Origin of the sequence: Shewanella sp. BJSY2023SW007, assembly GCF_047314525.1 — a bacterium.
Lineage (GTDB): Bacteria > Pseudomonadota > Gammaproteobacteria > Enterobacterales > Shewanellaceae > Shewanella > Shewanella chilikensis.
The window spans coordinates 1-17,460 of sequence record NZ_JBKORL010000028.1; the positions used below are offsets into that span (position 1 = coordinate 1).

Sequence of the window (17,460 nt, forward strand, 5' to 3'; positions counted from 1 at the left end):
AACACTCTTCATCGAGTTAAATCGTTTTGTCGATTTCTCAATGCCTGTGAGTGTCCACACAGATTTGCTTGTTTATCTTGTTAAAGAGCAATCCCCTAGGCGCTGTGGCCATCGGGTCAGGGCTGCGTATTCTACGCTTTCCTGCTGCGGCGTCAAGAGGTATTTACCATCTTTTTTTGCCTGTCGTTGAAAGGACTCGAGAGACTCTTTTCTTCGACCCTGTCACGTCTTTCGCGTTGTCGCTGTGCCGTGTCAGTGGGAGCGCATTATAGGGAGCCTGAACTTTTGTGCAAGAGCTTTTTAAAAGAAAACTGCTGTTTTTGACTTACTTGCTGAGAATTTGTCCTGACCTGCCACTTTTTAATCTTTATAATGGCGAAAACCAATCATATAAGGACTTTTTATGGCCAATTCTCTCAGATCTTACCAAGGTACCAAGCCAAAGTTGGCCGAAGGCGTCTATGTTGATGAAGCTGCGGTTCTGGTAGGTGACATCTTTTTGGATCAGGACGCCAGCGTTTGGCCCATGGTGGCTGCCCGGGGTGACGTCAATCATATTCGCATCGGCAAACGCAGTAGTGTTCAGGATGGCACTGTCTTGCATGTTACCCGTAAGTCGCCGGCCAACCCAGAGGGACACCCATTGCTCATCGGCGATGATGTCACCATAGGCCACAAAGCCATGCTTCATGGTTGCAAGGTAGGTAATCGTGTATTGGTTGGCATGGGAGCCATTATTTTGGATGGCGTCATCATCGAAGACGATGTGATTTTAGGTGCTGGTTCCTTGGTGCCTCCCGGCAAGGTGCTAAAGAGTGGCTTTCTCTATATAGGCAGCCCGGCCAAGCAGGCTCGCCCCTTGACCGAAGCCGAACGCCAATTTCTGCCACAATCGGCAGACAACTATGTCCGCCTTAAAGATGAGTACCTGGCCGAGCAAAGTAGTACTGACTAAGAAAGTTATACTGACTCAGGTAACTCTATCTCACCTGAGTCATTGAAGCATTCCTGCTCAATCAGCGCCTCGGCTTCATCTTCGAAGTCGAAGCGCCACTGTTCAAACAGGCTCAGGATCTCTTGCTCTTCGAGAAAAACCTTGCCACTTAGTTGCTGCATACGTTGTAAGCCAACATAGCAAGGAATATTGACCCCTTGCTGCTGGGCCATAAACTTGAGCCTGTTTGATTCGGCTTGCCACTGACACAAGTCGCTGAAGATGATCCCCTGATTCATGAGGCCTCTCCTTTTAATTCTTGCCGCAGACTCTCGAGTACAGGCTCAACTTTGGGCATGACACCTCGCCATAAATAGAAACTTCTAGCCGCCTGCCCCACCAACATTCCTAAGCCATCCAGTGTTTTTGCCGCCCCTTGCTCGGCAGCCCAGCGATTGAACGTAGTTGTTTGTGCCGAATACATCATGTCGTAGCAATAGCTATGATTGGCAACCACGGTTACGGGAATATCCGGTAGCTCACCATGCAAACTGGCTGAGGTGGAATTGATAATGAGATCATAACCCTCATAGAGTTCATTTCGCCTCAACGCCTGCAATTGCTGTGGCGCAATAGCCGCCAGCACCTCGGCCTTACTGTATGTTCTATTATAGATATCAATATGGCCGACACCGGCCGCCAACAGAGAAAGCAGACAACCTCTGGCAGCCCCACCAGCGCCGAGCAGCAAGACCTTTTTATCTTGCAGCGTCAGGTAACGACTGAGATCGGCCACCAAGCCGTAGCCATCGGTATTATCGCCCCGAATTCTGCCATCATCCAGTTTAATCAGGGTGTTCACTGCGGCGGCGGTTTCGGCTTCCTGGCTCAACTCATCACAGAGTTGAAAGGCTTGTTCCTTGAAAGGCACAGTGACATTAGCGCCCTTCCCCCCGGCAGCAAAAAAAGCCATGACACTGCCGCTGAAGTCATCGATTGGTGCCAGAATCGCTTGATAGCTTAGGGCTTGCCCGGTCTGAGCGGCAAAGGCTGCATGGATAGCCGGTGATTTACTGTGATGAATGGGATTGCCAAAGACGGCATAGCTGTCGGTCATCTGTGCTCCAGAGCAATGGAAGATATATCAGTCTACTCAGCGGCCCTAGGCCAGGCAAGGCTCCCGACCTATGGGGTTTTCATTGTATACTGGCGCCAAAATCGACAACAAGATTCAACACGAAAATGAACTGGCTAAAGAAAATTATCAATCGCAAACCCGAGGCCGAGCGGGACCCCACCCAGTCCAACGCCTATGATCTGATTGGTGGCGACGAGACGATACGCGCCATAGCCAAGAGCTTTTATCAGCAGATGCAAACGCGGCCGGATACTCAGGAACTCCTGTCCATACATCAGGCTCCGCTGGCACAATCGGAGCAGAAACTATATGAGTTTCTCAGCGGTTGGTTGGGAGGGCCTCAGCTGTATCAAGCCAAATATGGCCACCCGGCGCTGAGAGCCAGACACATGCCGTTTGCCGTTGATGAAAGAATGCGCGATCAGTGGCTGTTATGCATGAGGGCCTCGCTGGAGGCCAACCTGAAGGATCCAGAGCACAGGAAGGTGATTTTCAATGCTATCGCTCAGTTAGCAGACCATATGCGTAACCAATAAGCCAGATTAAGGCTTATTGGTTACCCTCACTAACTATTCAGTGAGCCAATCCCTGGGGTGCAAAAAGTCACTGTAGAGCTTGGCTTCGGCAGAGCCGGCTTCGGGTTCATAGGCGTATTGCCAGCGAACCAAGGGCGGCATCGACATGAGTATTGACTCGGTTCGGCCGCCGGTTTGCAGCCCAAACAGCGTTCCTCTGTCATAGACCAGATTGAACTCTACATAGCGACCACGGCGATAAAGTTGGAACTCACGTTCACGCTCGCCATATTCGGTATCCTTACGCCGCTCAACAATGGGGGCATAGGCAGGTAAGAAACCATTTCCGACCGCTTGCATGAAAGCAAAGCAGTGTTCAAAGCCACCTTGATTGAGGTCATCGAAGAAAAGGCCGCCGACACCACGGGTTTCGTTTCTGTGTGGCAGAAAGAAATACTCATCACACCATTTTTTGTACTCGGGGTATACCGCTTCGCCGAAAGGCTCACAAATCGCTTTGGCTTGCTGATGCCATTCGCGCACATCCTCGAGGAAGGGGTAATAGGGGGTCAGGTCGAAGCCACCACCAAACCACCAGACGGGATCGGCGCCTTCTTTGCGGGCAATAAAAAAGCGCACGTTGGCATGAGTGGTTGGGATATAGGGATTACGCGGGTGGATAACCAGTGAAACCCCCATGGCTTCAAAGCTTCGTCCGGCCAGCTCAGGCCTGTGCGCCGTAGCCGAGGCCGGCATGGCCGCGCCTTCTACATGGGAGAAGTTCACCCCGGCCTGTTCAAACACCTCACCGCCGTTAAGTACCTTACTGATACCGCCACCGCCCTCGGCCCGTTTCCAAGAATCAGTAGCAAACTCAGCTTTGCCGTCCAGTCGTTCCAGTCCTTCACAAATCTGTTGTTGCAGTTGCATCAAGAATGTTTTTACCTGGTGGGAATCTGGTGCCGTCATGCTCACTCCTTCTTGCTTGGAATTATTAGCCATTACGCAGGATCTGGCCGCTGCGAATATCTATGATGGTGGAAGGCTGGCGCTGCTGCCCCAACTCTCCTTCGATAAGGGCATCTATCTGCCCGGCAAACGTTGTTTCAATATCATTCACTGTCAGAGCCGGCGACTCACCCGCCAAGTTGGCACTGGTGGATACCAGCGGCTTGCCCAAGGTATCACACAACTCCCTGACAATAGGGTGAGCCGACACCCTGACGGCTATAGAGTCAAAATGGCCACAAAGCAGTTGGCTCATCCCCTGACGCACCGGCATAACAAAGGTGTAAGGTCCGGGCCATTTGGCAAACGCCTGCTGCAGTTGCTCATCACTCAGTTGAGACTCGTCCAGATAGGGTTGCAACTGCCGATAGTCACTGGCGACCATGATAAGCCCCTTGTGCCAGGGACGCTGTTTGATGTCGAGAATTCGGGAAACGGCGGCTTCATTATCGGGATCGCATCCCAAACCATAAACAGCTTCGGTGGGATATGCTATGACCCCTCCATCCAGAAGCAGTTGCTTACTCCCGGCGGCGAGCAAGTGCAGCATTGAGTGTACCTTTTATAGAGACAAAGACGGCTGAACGCCCTCGGCGACAGCGGAGGTGATTATAGTCACATATTGAGCCGGATCACAGAGTTCGCTTGTACTTACATTCCTTACGGGGACATTCCAGTCTGTCGCCGGCAGCGCCCTTGCGCTCTACCAGAATCCCGAAACCGCATTCAGGGCAAGCTTCTGCCCGAGGAGGAAAATTCACCAGAAACTTGCACTTGGGGTAGTTGCTGCAGGCATAGAAGCTCTTGCCGAACTTGCTGGTCCTATGCTCAAGCACTCCGCTATTACACTGAGGACAAGGCACTTTTTCAGCCTCTTCCTGCTGATCGTGTCGCTCGATATGGGTGCATTGTGGATACTGGGTACAACCAATAAAAATACCAAAGCGCCCCGATTTGACCGCTAACTCGTGGCCACACTGGGGACACTCGGAGCCTGGAATAGGCTGAGAGTCGATGGATTCGTGCTGCACCAAAGGTCGGGTGTAATCACACGCTGGATAATTATTGCAGCCAATGAAGCCACCATGCTTACTGTGGCGCACGGAGAGCTCACTGCCGCACTTGGGACAAAGTTCATATTCTTTTTCGAGCGCGTGCGCCCGAGCATTGAACAACTGCTGGTCTATCTTGGCCATGACACATCTCGCTGTTAAAAGAGTTAGGCGAACATTTTACCAGCGCCACACGGATAAAGGGAGTCGAGTTGATGACCACACTCACTGAAAGACTCAGCCGGCAAGAACAGATAGTAAAATAGCCTTCACTTCAGGAAAAAGTTACATAGGTTGGAAACTGTCGTGGTCTTTTTCAGAAAGGCTTATCGCTCTCGTTTGCGAAATGATAAAAATTGAAGTATCCAGACAATGGGGAAATGAAGATCACTGCAGCCAAAAAAGATTGCCCAACTTTCTGAGAATATCCTGAAAGCAAATTAAATAGATACCGGCCAAGACAGGCAATAACGGCACATACATCTTGCAGTTTCTCTTTTTGCTCAAGAATCTCAGCACATCTCGTTTGGCGCCAGAGCGATATAAAACCACCTCACATTAGCCATACTATCCGTGCTGAGATTGTCGAATGTAAACTGCCGTTCAGGAGTGTAATCGACCTTCTTCTGGTTGCTCGAAGATAAGATCTTCCATCTGCTCATAGGCAGACTCATTACCGGGCGCATTGAACAATACCATCAGAATCACCCACTTGAGGTCTTCCAACACCATAGCTGGCTCGTCCAATTCCATCACCCTATCAATAACCATTTCCCGGGTTTGCACATTCAATACCCGAATCTGCTCCAGGAACAATAGGAAACCACGGCACTCGACGTCCAGTTTTTCCATTTCATCTTTGGTGTAGATGCGGAAGGAATGTTGAGTATGCCCTCTAAGGTAGGGAGTATCGCTCTCCTGTAGTTCGGCCAACCGCTCAAGCCAGGAAAGCGCCTTGATGATTTCGGACTGATGGAAACCGGCACGGGTGAGTTCTTTGGTCAACTCATCTTCGTCGACCAACATTTCAACTTCACTATGAACATAGTTTTCAAACAGATACATGAGGATATCAAACATGGCTATTTCCTCTTAAGTCTAACGTAACCACCGGGTACTGCGGCAACCCAACCTTGCAACTCAAGTTCAAGCAATTGTTCCAACACCAGATCCAACGTTATTCCACTATGCTCAACCACCACATCCAAAGGTGTGGTCTCATAATCTACACTAGCTAACAGCGTTTTAAATGGCAACTCAGAGTTCTCACTTGGTTTTATATGGTGACTCTTGCGCAAGTCTTCAAGGTGGCAGCTACATAAAGGCGCCAACTCTTCCACTATATCGGCCACCGACTCCACAAGTTTTGCCCCATTGCGAATTAAATCGTGGCATCCCTGATGTTCATCGCCCATGACTGAACCTGGAACCGCAAAAACCTCTCGACCTTGCTCTGCTGCCAGGCGTGCACTGATCAGTGAGCCACTGCGCCGACGAGCTTCTACCACCAAGGTTCCCATTGCAAGGCCGCTGATTATACGGTTTCGCTTGGGAAAATTCCCGGAAAATACGCCGACAGAGGGCCAAAGTTCACTGATAACTGCACCATGTACTTGAATATCATCATAAAGAACCCTATGCCTTCGAGGGTAAATTTCGTCAATTCCGGTACCCAGTACCGCAATGGTTTTGCCGGTTGCCGACAAAGCTCCCCGATGAGCAGCGCCATCTATGCCGGCAGCCATGCCGCTGCATACGCTGATGTTCAAGGCATCCAATTCGGCGCCCCACTGCCAGGCAAGTGATAAACCGGCTCGGCTGGCATCGCGACTGCCAACAACGGCCAGCGCAGGTTGCAGCAGGGTTTCAACCTGTCCTTTGACGAACAAAATTGGAGGAAAATCAGGAATATGTTTCAAGAGGGGCGGATAAAAAGGATCGTCGGGGCAGATTAGATATCTACCCTCGGCACCCTGCTGCCATTGCAAGGCTTGGTCAACTTTTTCAGGAGCCAACTCCAAGCGCTGGAGCTGTGTCTGGTTTATTGGCAAAGACCGGGGTTCATGTTCCAGCCTCTGTCTCAACTCAGCCACATCCATGTGCAAGAGCAATTGCCTTATCCGGAGGGGTCCCAGTCCAGATACCGCAGCGACAACCAACCAATCAACCAGACTATTATGCGTCATTCACCTTTCAATAATGTGTCAGGCCTGACCAAAAGGTCATCTACCCTGACAGGGCTTTCATTCACCATGATGAGCCCGAGAGCTGTCTTGTCGAATACCTTAAACACCATGACCTGACCGCGATAGAGGTCGGGCAGCTTAACGGCATTGTCTGAACCCATCTTGGCCATCAGGTTGTCGTAAGCAGAGCGTTCGGTCGGCGGCACCGGGATACCCTCGCCGTTGATAACCACCTCGGCACCGTCCTTATAGATAGAGAACACATCGCCGGGCTCAACACCTTCTCGGTTGCCCCGGTCCAGATAAAACACATCCAGTTTACCCATGGCGCGAATTTTACGCTCAGATGCCAACACCTTGGCGCCCTCTAAATCGCTGGCCTTGGGAATAAAGTAGGCAGACAACAAGGAGTCATCTTCTATCGCCAACACTCGGAAACCGGCTTTGGTTTCGCGGAAATTGTTGAGCAGCTTCACCTTGGAGATTTCACCCGACTCCACCACTCGGCCACTGGCACTGAGGATTACTTCCTGACCCAGCAACTCACCGCTTTCCTTATTGGTAAATTCACGCCCGGGCTGATACATCCCGACCTTATCGCCTTGTGGCAGATTGGCCTGGATATAGATGATGTCGTCCATCACATGGTGACGGGAATCTCTTTCTCCCCCCAGCACCATAGGTTGTTCCTTGAACCACTCAGGGTCAACTACCCGGTTTTGCACCAGGTAAGGTTGAATCAAGGCCAAATCCACCGCGGGAATGGCACCGCCTTTGGGCTGAGCTCTTCCTGCGGGGCTCTTGCGAACATGGGGTTTATTGACCAACCTGGGTTCACCGTCGATAAACACCAATGTCAATCGATCGCCGGGATAAATAAGGTGTGGATTGGCTATCTGGGGATTGGCGCCCCAAAGTTTCGGCCAGCGCCAGGGGTCTTTGAGAAACAGAGCCGATATATCCCAAAGGGTATCGCCTTTCTTGACCACGTAAGTATCAGGGTGACCGGGTTTTAATGTCAGGGTATCTGCAGCAGCGAAGGTGCAATTAAATGTCAGTAACGCGAGTAAAATTAACCGTTTCATGGGGGCTTCCATGTTGTCTGGCTCATTAGTGAGAGCTTTTGCTGTTATTGATAGCCGCTAAGGATTAAAATTAACGCAATAGCACAAGTCAGTATAACCAACTGGCACGGATTTGACAGACTTGTTAAGAGTTTATCTATGACCCTGTTAAAAGTATTACGATTCCCAGACGAGAGATTACGCACGATTGCCCAACCAGTGACAGAATTTGATTCTGACCTGCAGACGCAAATCGATAATATGTTCGAGACCATGTACGAAGAAAAGGGTATTGGTCTGGCCGCGACTCAAGTCGATTTTCATAAGCAACTGATAGTGATGGACTTGCAGGATGACGTTGAACGTCCAAAAGTCTTTATCAATCCCCAAATTATCAGTGCCAGCGGCGACTTCTGTAATGAAGAAGGTTGTCTGTCTGTACCCGGTATTTATGCCAAGGTGGACAGAGCCGAATTTATTACCGTGACGGCACTCGACCGCGATGGCAATGAATTTACTATTGAAGCAGACGGTTTATTTGCCATCTGTATTCAGCATGAGATGGATCATCTAAAGGGCAAGCTTTTCGTTGATTATCTGTCACCACTGAAACGTCAGCGGATCAGACAAAAGCTGGAAAAAGCAGCACGTCAGGAAGCTAAAGCCTGAATTAATCCCGAATCATTAGGATCTATTTTGAAACCACTGAAGATCATTTTTGCCGGAACTCCGGACTTTGCAGCGCGCCACCTGCAGGCGCTGCTGGACTCAGAGCATCAAGTCATCGCCGTCTATACCCGAGTGGACAAGCCCGCCGGACGAGGCCAAAAGCTAACACCCAGCCCGGTCAAGGCACTGGCGTTGGAACACGATATTCCCGTCTATCAACCCAAATCACTGCGCAATGAAGAAGCCCAGCAGGAGCTGGCAGATCTGGGAGCTGATATCATGGTGGTGGTCGCCTATGGCCTGATCCTGCCATTGGCAGTGTTGCAGGCTCCTCGCCTGGGATGCATCAATGTTCACGGCTCTATTCTGCCGCGCTGGCGCGGTGCGGCGCCTATCCAAAGGGCATTATGGGCCGGGGACAAAGAAACCGGGGTCACCATAATGCAGATGGATGTCGGTTTGGATACCGGCGACATGTTGCTCAAGACTTCGCTACCGATAGCCGATGACGACACTTCAGCAACCCTGTATGAAAAGCTGGCTCAGCAGGGACCGGTGGCACTGATCCAAGCTCTGCAAGGTCTGGCCGAAGGCAAACTCACCGCCGAGCCACAGGACGAATCACTGGCCAACTACGCCGAAAAACTCAGTAAAGAGGAAGCCCGCATCGACTGGCATAAAGCTGCCCGCAATCTGTGGCAGGAGATCCGCGCCTTTAACCCATGGCCGGTGAGCTACTTTGAATGCCAGGGACAAAATATCAAGGTCTGGCAGGCCGAAGTGGAAGAGTCAGCCGAGCAGTTTGCGCCGGGCACTGTGGTGCGCGCCGACAAGCGAGGATTAGCCATTGCCACTGCCGATGGCCTATTGGTGTTGAAAAAGGCACAACTGCCAGGGAAAAAACCGCTGGATATCGCCGATATTCTCAACGCCAGGGGCGAATGGTTCCAGCCCGGAAAAAATTTGGCTCAAGCATCATGAGGCAGAATCTCAGAGCTCTTGCCGCCAAGGCCATCTTTCAGGTGCTGGAGCGGGGCATGTCCCTCTCGGTTGCCTTGCCCGAACAACAGCAGCAACTTCACAGCGGCAAAGACAAGGCGCTTTTGGCCGAGCTTTGCTATGGCGTAATGCGCACCCTGCCACAACTGGACAAGAGAGTCAGCGACTGCCTCAGTAAACAATTCAAAGGGAAACAGCGTATCGTCCACCAGCTGCTTCTTGTGGGTTGTTACCAGCTGTATTTCACCCGGATACCGGCCCATGCAGCCATTTCGGAAACTGCCGAAGCCTGTCGTCAGCTGAAGTTTGAAAACCTGGTCAAGGTAGTCAACGGCGTTTTACGCAATATCCAGCGAGACAATAGCCCACTGGCCACAGATAACCCTGTGCTGGAACACAATACGCCCAACTGGATCCTCAAGGCGCTCACTGCCGCCTATCCGGAAAACTGGCAGCAGGTGGTGCAACAGAGTCACCAGCGACCGCCCCTGTGGCTGCGCAACAACCGTTTATCCCAAAGTCGTGAGCAATATCTGCAACTCTTGACTGACGCCGAAATTGTCGCCACTCCAGGTCAGGGGGAAGACAGTATATTGCTCGAGCAAGCCTGCGATGTCACCACTCTGCCCGGCTTTGGCGAGGGCTCAGTGTCTGTGCAGGATGGTGCTGCTCAATGGGCCGCCGCCCTGCTGGCACCTCTAGCGGGCGAAACCATTCTCGATGCCTGCGCCGCTCCGGGAGGCAAGAGTTGCCATCTGCTGGAGCTGTGTCCGGACATAGAGCTGGTGGCGGTCGACAACGACAACAAGCGGTTGCAGAGAGTTGCCGAGAACCTGCAAAGGTTGCAGCTAAATGCCAAGTTGGTGCACGGCGATGCCGCCGATATTGCTTCATGGTGGCAGGGTGGCAAGTTTGATCGCATATTACTGGATGCTCCCTGCTCGGCTACCGGCGTTATTCGGCGCCATCCGGATATCATGTGGCTGCGTAAGCCGCAGGATATTGAGGAGTTGGCTAAGGTGCAGCAACAGATATTGGATCACTGCTGGCAGTGGTTAAAGCCAGGCGGTGTGCTGTTATACGCCACCTGCTCTATCCTGCCCCAGGAAAACCGCGATCAAGTTGCCGCCTTTCTGGAACGTACGCCGGATGCACGGCTGGAGACTATCACTCAGGCAGACCAGCCAGATGCGATAGGCTGGCAAATCTTGCCCGGACAGGACAATATGGACGGGTTTTACTACGCGCGAATCGTTAAGTCGAAACTTCAGGGATAAGACGAGGCCATGAAAATAATCATCTTGGGCGCAGGTCAGGTCGGTGGCACCCTTGCAGAAAACCTGGTGGGTGAAAACAACGATATCACCATAGTCGACAGTGACAGAAACCGCCTTAGGGCTCTGCAAGACAAATATGACTTGCGGGTGGTTGTCGGTCACGGAGCTCACCCCGGCGTCTTGAAAGAAGCCGGCGCCGAAGATGCCGATATGCTGATCGCTGTAACCAACAGCGACGAATGCAACATGGCCGCCTGTCAAATTGCCTATACCCTGTTTGGCACACCAACCAAGATAGCCCGTATTCGCTCAGAGCAGTATTTGGGGATGCAGGATAAACTGTTTATCGATAGTGAAACCAAGAGTAATGAACCTCGTACCCGGGGTGGTTTCATCATAGATGAGCTGATAGCCCCTGAGCAGTTAGTAACCGCTTACATACAGCGTCTGGTAGATTATCCAGGGGCTTTACAAGTTTTAGAGTTCGCCGAAGGCAAACTGAGTCTGGTGGCGGTTCGCGCCTATTATGGTGGCCCCTTGGTGGGTAACGCGCTGGCAACGCTGCGCGAACACATGCCGAATATTGATACCCGGGTAGCGGCGATTTTCCGTCAGGGACGGCCGATTATGCCCAGGGGAACCACTATCATAGAAGCCGATGATGAAGTGTTCTTTGTCGCCGACAGTCGCCATGTGCGGGCAGTAATGAGTGAGATGCAGAAGCTGGATAACAGTTACCGCAATATCATGATCGCCGGTGGCGGTAACATAGGTTTGGGACTGGCCAAGAAGCTACAGCGTAATCACTCGGTCAAGTTGATAGAACATCGTCAGGACAGAGCCGAGGCGCTGTCGGAAAAGCTGGAAAATACTACGGTATTCTGCGGTGATGCTTCCGATCAGGAACTCCTGATGGAAGAGCACATAGATCAAACCGATGTGTTTATCGCCGTCACCAACGACGACGAGGCCAATATCATGTCGGCACTGTTGGCCAAACGTATGGGTGCCAAGAAAGTGATGGTGCTTATTCAGCGTGAAGCCTATGTCGATATTGTTCAGGAAGCCAATATCGATATCGCCATTTCGCCGCAACAAGCCACCATCTCGGCCTTGTTGACCCATATCCGCCAGGGGGATATCTGCAACGTATACTCACTGCGTCGCGGTGCTGCCGAGGCGATTGAGGCCATAGCCCATGGAGATTCCAGCACCAGCAAAGTCGTCGGCAAACAGATAGGCGAGATCAAGCTGCCGCCGGGCACCACCATAGGTGCCATAGTCCGCGATGATGAAGTCTTGATGGCCCACGATAAGACAGTTATTGAACAGGGAGACCATGTCATTCTCTTTCTGGTGAACAAGAAGTTTATCGGTGAAGTGGAAAAACTGTTCCAGCCGAGCGCGTTTTTCTTCTAAGGCTCTGGCCATGCTGAATTTTCGCCCACTGCTATTCATCCTAGGCCTGTTTTTATCCATGCTGACGGCCTTTATGTTTATTCCACTCTTCTTCGCCCTGTTTTACGGCGAAGAAACAGTGGCGGCCTTCATGGCATCGGCACTGGTCACTGGCACAATCTCCAGCCTTTGTATGCATAGGGGGCAAGGACAAAAACTCAATCTGAATATCCGCGATATGTTCCTGCTGACCAGCCTCACCTGGTTTATTGTCAGCTTATTCGCCGCCATGCCTTTTACCTTGTATCACGGTATTGGCTATACCGATGCCTTCTTTGAAACCATGTCGGGGATCACCACCACAGGATCCACAGTATTATCCGGCCTGGACAGCATGGATCACAGCATTCTCGTCTGGCGTTCGCTGTTGCAGTGGCTCGGTGGCATAGGCTTTATTGTGATGGCGGTAGCCATTCTGCCGTTTCTCAACGTAGGGGGGATGCGGCTGTTCAGAACCGAATCCTCAGATTGGTCCGAGAAAGCCATCCCTCGCACCCAGAGCTTGGCTAAATACCTGTTTCTGGTGTATCTGGGACTGACGGTATGCTGCGGTTTGGCTTATCACCTGGCGGGGATGAACTGGTTTCAGGCGCTCAACCATGCCATGACCACGCTCTCCACTGGGGGCTACTCGACTTCGGATAGTTCCATGGCGGCCTTTCCCAAGGCGGCGCACTGGGTCGGGGTGGTATTTATGGCTGCCGGTGGTCTGCCGCTACTGATGTTTGTTCAGAGTCTACAACAACGTAGTATCAAGGTGTGGAATGATGCCCAAGTAAAAGGCTTTATTCTTTTTCTGCTGCTAGTGTCTTTCTCTCTGGCCTATTGGCTCTACAGTTCGCGGGAAATAGCCTTTATTGATGCCCTGCGGCTCTCGAGCTTTAACGTGGTTTCCGTGGTCACCACCACAGGCTATGGTCTGACCGACTATGGCAGTTGGGGAGCGCTGGCAAATATCGCCTTTCTATTCCTGATGTTTGTCGGCAGCTGCTCAGGTTCAACCTCCGGCGGCATAAAAATATTCCGCTTCCAGATCGCCGGCGCCATCATGCGTGAACAATTGAAGCAGCAGTTTCATCCCAACGGTATTTTCCGCGAGCGCTACAACAACCGACCTATCAACGAAGAGATTGTGCGTTCCCTGGTGACCTTCGCGCTGCTGTTTATGCTGGTTATCGTGATGCTGACGCTGGTATTGGTACTTTGTGGTCTGGATCCTATCACCAGCCTGTCTGGTGCAGTCACGGCTGTGACCAATGTCGGCCCAGGACTTGGTCCGGTTATTGGCCCTGCAGGCAACTTTTCCAGCCTGCCGGACTTGGCCAAATGGGCGCTGTCGATAGGCATGTTATTGGGCCGCTTGGAGATCCTGACCGTCGCCGTATTGTTCCACCCCAGTTTCTGGAAATACTGACAACCCCATTATAGATGAATATTATTCAACTGTAGATAATCGGCTTGCAAGACATACATACGTTTGACATCCGAATATTGGCCGTTGATAAAGATCTCCTGTACCAAATGGCCTTCCTCTTTAAAGCCGCACTTTTGATAGAGCTGTAACGCCTTGTCATTCTCCAGTGCCACATGCAGATAAACCTTGTAAAGGTTTAGTATGGTAAAGGCGTAATTGAGCGCCTTGTTGACCATAGCTCTGGCATAGCCTCGCCCCTGAAACTCCGGCGCTATGATTATCTGAAACTCGGCGTTACGATGAATGTCATTGATCTCCACCAACTCAACCAGGCCTATAGTCTGTTGCTGAGCATTTTCTGCGATAAAGCGCCGCTCTGTCTTGTCATGGATATGCTTGTTGTAGAGCTCTTCAAGCTCATCAAACGATTCATAAGGCTCTTCAAACCAATAAGCCATTATGATGCGATTGTTATTTAGTTGATGAATAAATCTCAGGTCTGTTCTTTCCAACGCACGCAGGCGAATCTCACCGTCTTTCATGACACCCCCTAAAAGTCGTACCAATAAAGCCGCCCATATTAAGCGGGCAACAGGCACACAGTGCTGACCTTGCAGCCACCTTTTTCACACATACAAAAAAGCGCAGTACCATGACTGCGCTTGGAAAACATCGGCTCTATCAGGATGCCAAATCACTCAAATACTCGGCATAGCGCTTTACATCTTCCCAGTCCGTGTAGTCGATAACCGTCTTGGGATCGGTTGGGCCGCCGGTCATCTTCATGATCAACCGGATCATAAAGCTATCCAGCCAGCCCCAAGAGGGGTAATCCACCTTACCGGCGATAATCTTCACATCCTTGGGTTTCCAATCCGACAGGGCAATGAACTTCTGCAGATACTTGTTGTTTTCCGGGATCCGTTTCTCCGGCTTGCGGGCCACCACATTAACAGAGAAGAAGCTGAGCCCTTTCTCTGTCAACACCTGTTGGTGTTTGCTGCAAAAAGCGAACACACTCTTGTCGTAGGTGCCATAAAGCACACAGGCACCGAGTACCACGGCATCATATTTTTGCCAGTCGATGTTTTCCACCTCGGCTGCAGCCAAATCCATGCTGTCACACTCATGACCCAACTGCTGTAGTCTTTCAGCTATACAGCGACTGATCTTGGCAGTGTGGCCACCACGGGAGAAGTAGAGCACAAGAATGGATTTCATAAGTTCGCCTATTGAGTGTCTGTAACTTAAATTGTGTAGCTTGTCGCCCGGATTGAACAAGTTGAGAGATCACATAATCGGCTTCAACTCTTGAGAATATTGCCGCAAATTGCGCTGAATCGGTAGTTTTCAGGCTAGAATTGCGATCCAGATAAAAGACTGATGATTGTGCTCATCTCCCCATTCAATTAGAATAACCTAATCAAAAGGCGAAGAGGTTCCAAGCTGATGCAAAAAGATATTGATATCGCAGCCATGCTTTCCAATGCGGAAAATGCTGCCAAATGGCTCAAAGCCATCGCCAACCCTTACCGCCTGATGATCCTCTGCCTACTACTGGATCAAGAGCTGAGCGTCACTCAGTTGAATGAAACCGTGCCCCTGAGCCAATCTGCTCTGTCACAACATCTGGCAGTACTGCGCGCCGAAGATCTGGTGGCAACCCGCAAGAGTTCGCAGGTTGTTTACTACTCGCTCAAGAACCAGCAGGTCACAGAGGTCATCTCTATCCTGCACCGCAAGTATTGCGCTTAGGTCTTAAAGCTCGGCAAACTCGGCGGCAAAGGCCTTCACCCGCTGCCAATCGGTGAATTCATAAGTACCGCTGATATCAGTTGGCCCCTTGGTTATCCACATGATCAGCCGAATCATGCTACGGTCAAATAAGCCGTAGTTAGGATAGGCTATCTTGCCGGCAAACACGCCTTGCAATTGCGGCTGCCACAGGGACAACTGCAAAAACTTCTGCATATAAGGGTTGGTTTCCGGGGTATTCTTTTCCGGCTTACGGGCCACGACATTCACGGTAAAGAAGGCGTTCTTCTTGGCGTTCAGCAGCGCATGGTGGTTATTGACGAAACGATACAGCTCCGGCCTATGCTTACCATAACGTATGCTGGCACCCACCAAGATTTTATCGAAAGTCTGCAGAGGCTCAGCTTCCGCCTCAGCCAGCGATACCATAGAGACTGTCTCACCCGCTTTGCTCAATTCATCAGCCATTGTCTGGCATATCGCCTTGGTCTGGCCATCAACGGTCGAATAAATAATCAGAGTTTTGCTCATCAGTTCTTCCAGAAAGTCGGGGTAAACAACACCAATAAGGTAAAGATTTCCAAGCGCCCAAACAACATGGCAACCACAAGCACATACTTGGCGCCATCTTCTATGCTGGCGTAGTTGCTGGCAACTTCGCCAAGGCCTGGCCCCAGGTTGTTGAGGCAAGCTGCGGTGGCGCTGAAGGCCGTTATCGCATCCATTCCCATGGCCATCAGGATCAGCATACAAATGACAAACACTAAGGCATAGGCGGAAAAGAAGCCCCAAACAGCATCTATTACTCTATCCGGCAACGCCTTGGAACCGATACGAATCGAGAACATAGCCCTGGGGTGAATTAGACGCTTAAGCTCGCGCGACCCCTGCAACAGCAGTAACACCACGCGGATAACCTTGATCCCGCCAGCAGTAGAACCGCCACTGCCGCCGATAAAGCTGGAAAACATCAATAGGATGGGCAGAAACAGCGGCCAAACATGGAAGCTCTCGGTACCAAAACCGGCTGTGGTGGAAATAGAGACTGCCTGAAACAGCGCATGATCCAGAGTTTGCTCCGGTGTGTCATAGATGCCTGAGTGATACAAGGTGGCGAAACAGATGGCGGTCAGCAGTAACTGAATAGCGATAAGCGCCTTGAATTCGGCATCACGAAAATAAACCCTGAAGTTGATCCCCCGGCGGGAAAACGCCGCAAAGTGCAGGCTGAAGTTCACTGCCGCAATCAGTAGAAATACCACGCAAATCAAATTGATGGTTGGGCTTTGAAAGTAGCCCATGCTGGCGTCATGGGTGGAGAAACCGCCAATAGCGATAGTAGAAAATGAATGACTGATGGCATCGAAGGCACTCATACCAGCGAGCCAGTAGGCGCCGGCACAGGCCAGGGTCAACATCAGGTAGATATACCAGAGCGTCTTGGCAGTTTCGGCAATCCTTGGGGTCATCTTGGAGTCTTTGACGGGCCCTGGGATCTCGGCTCGGTAAAGCTGCATCCCCCCAATACCCAAAACCGGCAGAATAGCTACCGCCAGTACAATGATCCCCATGCCACCTAACCATTGCAGCAAGTGACGATAAAAGAGTATCGCCTTTGGCAGGTTATCCAAGCCGACTATCACAGTGGCCCCCGTGGTTGTCAGCGCCGAAAAAGATTCAAAAATACTGTCGGCCAGTGACAAGTCCGGCTGTTTCGATAGCAAAAAGGGCAAGGTACCTATGGCACCAAGTACGGTCCAGAACAGCACCACTATCAAAAAACCCTCTCGGGTCTTGAGTTCTGCCTTATGGTGGCGATTGGGATACCAGAGCCAGAAACCGATAAATAGACTGATAAAGAAGGCTTTAATAAACGCCGTACCACCGCCGTCTTCATAGATAAGGGCCACCAATGCCGGGGGCAGCATAGTGATGGAGAAAAGCCCTATCAGTAACCCGGTAATACGGGTAATTGTTCGGTAATGCATGCC

General features: G+C 51.2%; 20 protein-coding genes. 8 read left to right on the forward strand and 12 right to left on the reverse strand.

Features of this window, described 5'->3' with window-relative positions; translation table 11 throughout:
- The first annotated feature begins 403 nt into the window (after positions 1-403).
- Positions 404-955 carry a gamma carbonic anhydrase family protein gene (locus tag ACMHXE_RS05780; RefSeq protein ID WP_025011812.1) on the forward strand — a complete coding sequence of 184 codons (552 nt, stop codon included), beginning with the start codon at positions 404-406 and terminating at the stop codon, positions 953-955.
- Positions 956-960: 5 nt separating this feature from the next.
- Here the strand turns inward: ACMHXE_RS05780 and ACMHXE_RS05785 are convergent, their stop codons facing one another.
- Both ACMHXE_RS05785 and aroE read right to left on the reverse strand, forming a co-directional pair.
- Positions 961-1,233, reverse strand: coding sequence for a DUF1488 domain-containing protein (locus tag ACMHXE_RS05785; protein ID WP_062793974.1), 273 nt, complete (start codon positions 1,231-1,233; stop codon positions 961-963).
- Positions 1,230-2,051 carry a shikimate dehydrogenase gene (gene aroE / locus ACMHXE_RS05790; protein ID WP_101057787.1) on the reverse strand — a complete coding sequence of 274 codons (822 nt, stop codon included), beginning with the start codon at positions 2,049-2,051 and terminating at the stop codon, positions 1,230-1,232. The genes ACMHXE_RS05785 and aroE overlap by 4 nt, the downstream gene beginning before the upstream one ends.
- A gap of 125 nt (positions 2,052-2,176) precedes the next feature.
- Between aroE and ACMHXE_RS05795 the strand changes: the two genes are divergently transcribed.
- Entirely contained in the window at positions 2,177-2,608 is a 432-nt protein-coding gene (locus tag ACMHXE_RS05795; RefSeq protein ID WP_025011814.1) for a group II truncated hemoglobin, read from the forward strand.
- A 33-nt stretch (positions 2,609-2,641) separates the two neighbouring features.
- Here ACMHXE_RS05795 and hemF read toward each other — a convergent pair whose 3' ends face one another.
- The 6 genes from hemF to ACMHXE_RS05825 all read right to left on the reverse strand — a co-directional run bounded on the left by hemF (position 2,642) and on the right by ACMHXE_RS05825 (position 7,930).
- A complete protein-coding gene (gene hemF, locus ACMHXE_RS05800) occupies positions 2,642-3,556 on the reverse strand; it encodes an oxygen-dependent coproporphyrinogen oxidase (protein WP_101056550.1) in 915 nt (304 codons plus the stop codon).
- A gap of 25 nt (positions 3,557-3,581) precedes the next feature.
- Positions 3,582-4,145: an L-threonylcarbamoyladenylate synthase gene (locus tag ACMHXE_RS05805; protein WP_101056549.1), complete on the reverse strand. Its 564-nt coding sequence runs from the start codon at positions 4,143-4,145 to the stop codon at positions 3,582-3,584.
- Between the two features lie 82 nt (positions 4,146-4,227).
- A complete protein-coding gene (locus ACMHXE_RS05810) occupies positions 4,228-4,791 on the reverse strand; it encodes a type I DNA topoisomerase (RefSeq protein ID WP_025889805.1) in 564 nt (187 codons plus the stop codon).
- 459 nt (positions 4,792-5,250) lie between these two features.
- Positions 5,251-5,727 carry a DUF494 family protein gene (locus ACMHXE_RS05815; protein ID WP_025889803.1) on the reverse strand — a complete coding sequence of 159 codons (477 nt, stop codon included), beginning with the start codon at positions 5,725-5,727 and terminating at the stop codon, positions 5,251-5,253.
- A 2-nt stretch (positions 5,728-5,729) separates the two neighbouring features.
- A complete protein-coding gene (gene dprA / locus ACMHXE_RS05820; protein WP_101056548.1) occupies positions 5,730-6,746 on the reverse strand; it encodes a DNA-processing protein DprA in 1,017 nt (338 codons plus the stop codon).
- An 83-nt stretch (positions 6,747-6,829) separates the two neighbouring features.
- Positions 6,830-7,930 carry a LysM peptidoglycan-binding domain-containing protein gene (locus tag ACMHXE_RS05825; protein WP_039035702.1) on the reverse strand — a complete coding sequence of 367 codons (1,101 nt, stop codon included), beginning with the start codon at positions 7,928-7,930 and terminating at the stop codon, positions 6,830-6,832.
- Between the two features lie 126 nt (positions 7,931-8,056).
- Here ACMHXE_RS05825 and def point away from each other — a divergent pair, with 126 nt between their 5' ends.
- Genes def through ACMHXE_RS05850 form a run of 5 tightly spaced genes read left to right on the forward strand, consistent with a single transcriptional unit; the run spans position 8,057 to position 13,714 of the window.
- On the forward strand, positions 8,057-8,566 hold the full coding sequence (gene def / locus ACMHXE_RS05830) for a peptide deformylase (protein ID WP_101056547.1): 510 nt from the start codon (positions 8,057-8,059) through the stop codon (positions 8,564-8,566).
- A 27-nt stretch (positions 8,567-8,593) separates the two neighbouring features.
- On the forward strand, positions 8,594-9,547 hold the full coding sequence (gene fmt, locus ACMHXE_RS05835) for a methionyl-tRNA formyltransferase (protein ID WP_101056546.1): 954 nt from the start codon (positions 8,594-8,596) through the stop codon (positions 9,545-9,547).
- On the forward strand, positions 9,544-10,842 hold the full coding sequence (gene rsmB, locus ACMHXE_RS05840; RefSeq protein ID WP_110691259.1) for a 16S rRNA (cytosine(967)-C(5))-methyltransferase RsmB: 1,299 nt from the start codon (positions 9,544-9,546) through the stop codon (positions 10,840-10,842). The genes fmt and rsmB overlap by 4 nt, the downstream gene beginning before the upstream one ends.
- 9 nt (positions 10,843-10,851) lie before the next feature.
- On the forward strand, positions 10,852-12,261 hold the full coding sequence (gene trkA, locus ACMHXE_RS05845; RefSeq protein ID WP_039035698.1) for a Trk system potassium transporter TrkA: 1,410 nt from the start codon (positions 10,852-10,854) through the stop codon (positions 12,259-12,261).
- Positions 12,262-12,271: 10 nt separating this feature from the next.
- Entirely contained in the window at positions 12,272-13,714 is a 1,443-nt protein-coding gene (locus ACMHXE_RS05850) for a TrkH family potassium uptake protein (protein WP_101056545.1), read from the forward strand.
- 8 nt (positions 13,715-13,722) lie between these two features.
- On the opposite strand, the gene speG is transcribed toward ACMHXE_RS05850, so the two are convergent.
- Positions 13,723-14,256: a spermidine N1-acetyltransferase gene (gene speG / locus ACMHXE_RS05855; RefSeq protein ID WP_165564227.1), complete on the reverse strand. Its 534-nt coding sequence runs from the start codon at positions 14,254-14,256 to the stop codon at positions 13,723-13,725.
- Between the two features lie 139 nt (positions 14,257-14,395).
- Complete coding sequence (hemG, locus tag ACMHXE_RS05860; protein ID WP_413731653.1) at positions 14,396-14,935, reverse strand: menaquinone-dependent protoporphyrinogen IX dehydrogenase; 540 nt, start codon at positions 14,933-14,935, stop codon at positions 14,396-14,398.
- A 228-nt stretch (positions 14,936-15,163) separates the two neighbouring features.
- Here hemG (ACMHXE_RS05860) and ACMHXE_RS05865 point away from each other — a divergent pair, with 228 nt between their 5' ends.
- Positions 15,164-15,469, forward strand: coding sequence for an ArsR/SmtB family transcription factor (locus ACMHXE_RS05865; protein ID WP_039035694.1), 306 nt, complete (start codon positions 15,164-15,166; stop codon positions 15,467-15,469).
- A 3-nt stretch (positions 15,470-15,472) separates the two neighbouring features.
- Here the strand turns inward: ACMHXE_RS05865 and hemG (ACMHXE_RS05870) are convergent, their stop codons facing one another.
- Complete coding sequence (gene hemG, locus ACMHXE_RS05870; protein ID WP_101056543.1) at positions 15,473-16,000, reverse strand: menaquinone-dependent protoporphyrinogen IX dehydrogenase; 528 nt, start codon at positions 15,998-16,000, stop codon at positions 15,473-15,475.
- The gene (locus tag ACMHXE_RS05875) at positions 16,000-17,457 is read right to left on the reverse strand and encodes a TrkH family potassium uptake protein (RefSeq protein WP_101056542.1); all 1,458 of its coding nucleotides are present in this window, start codon (positions 17,455-17,457) and stop codon (positions 16,000-16,002) included. The genes hemG (ACMHXE_RS05870) and ACMHXE_RS05875 overlap by 1 nt, the downstream gene beginning before the upstream one ends.
- Positions 17,458-17,460: the final 3 nt, after the last annotated feature.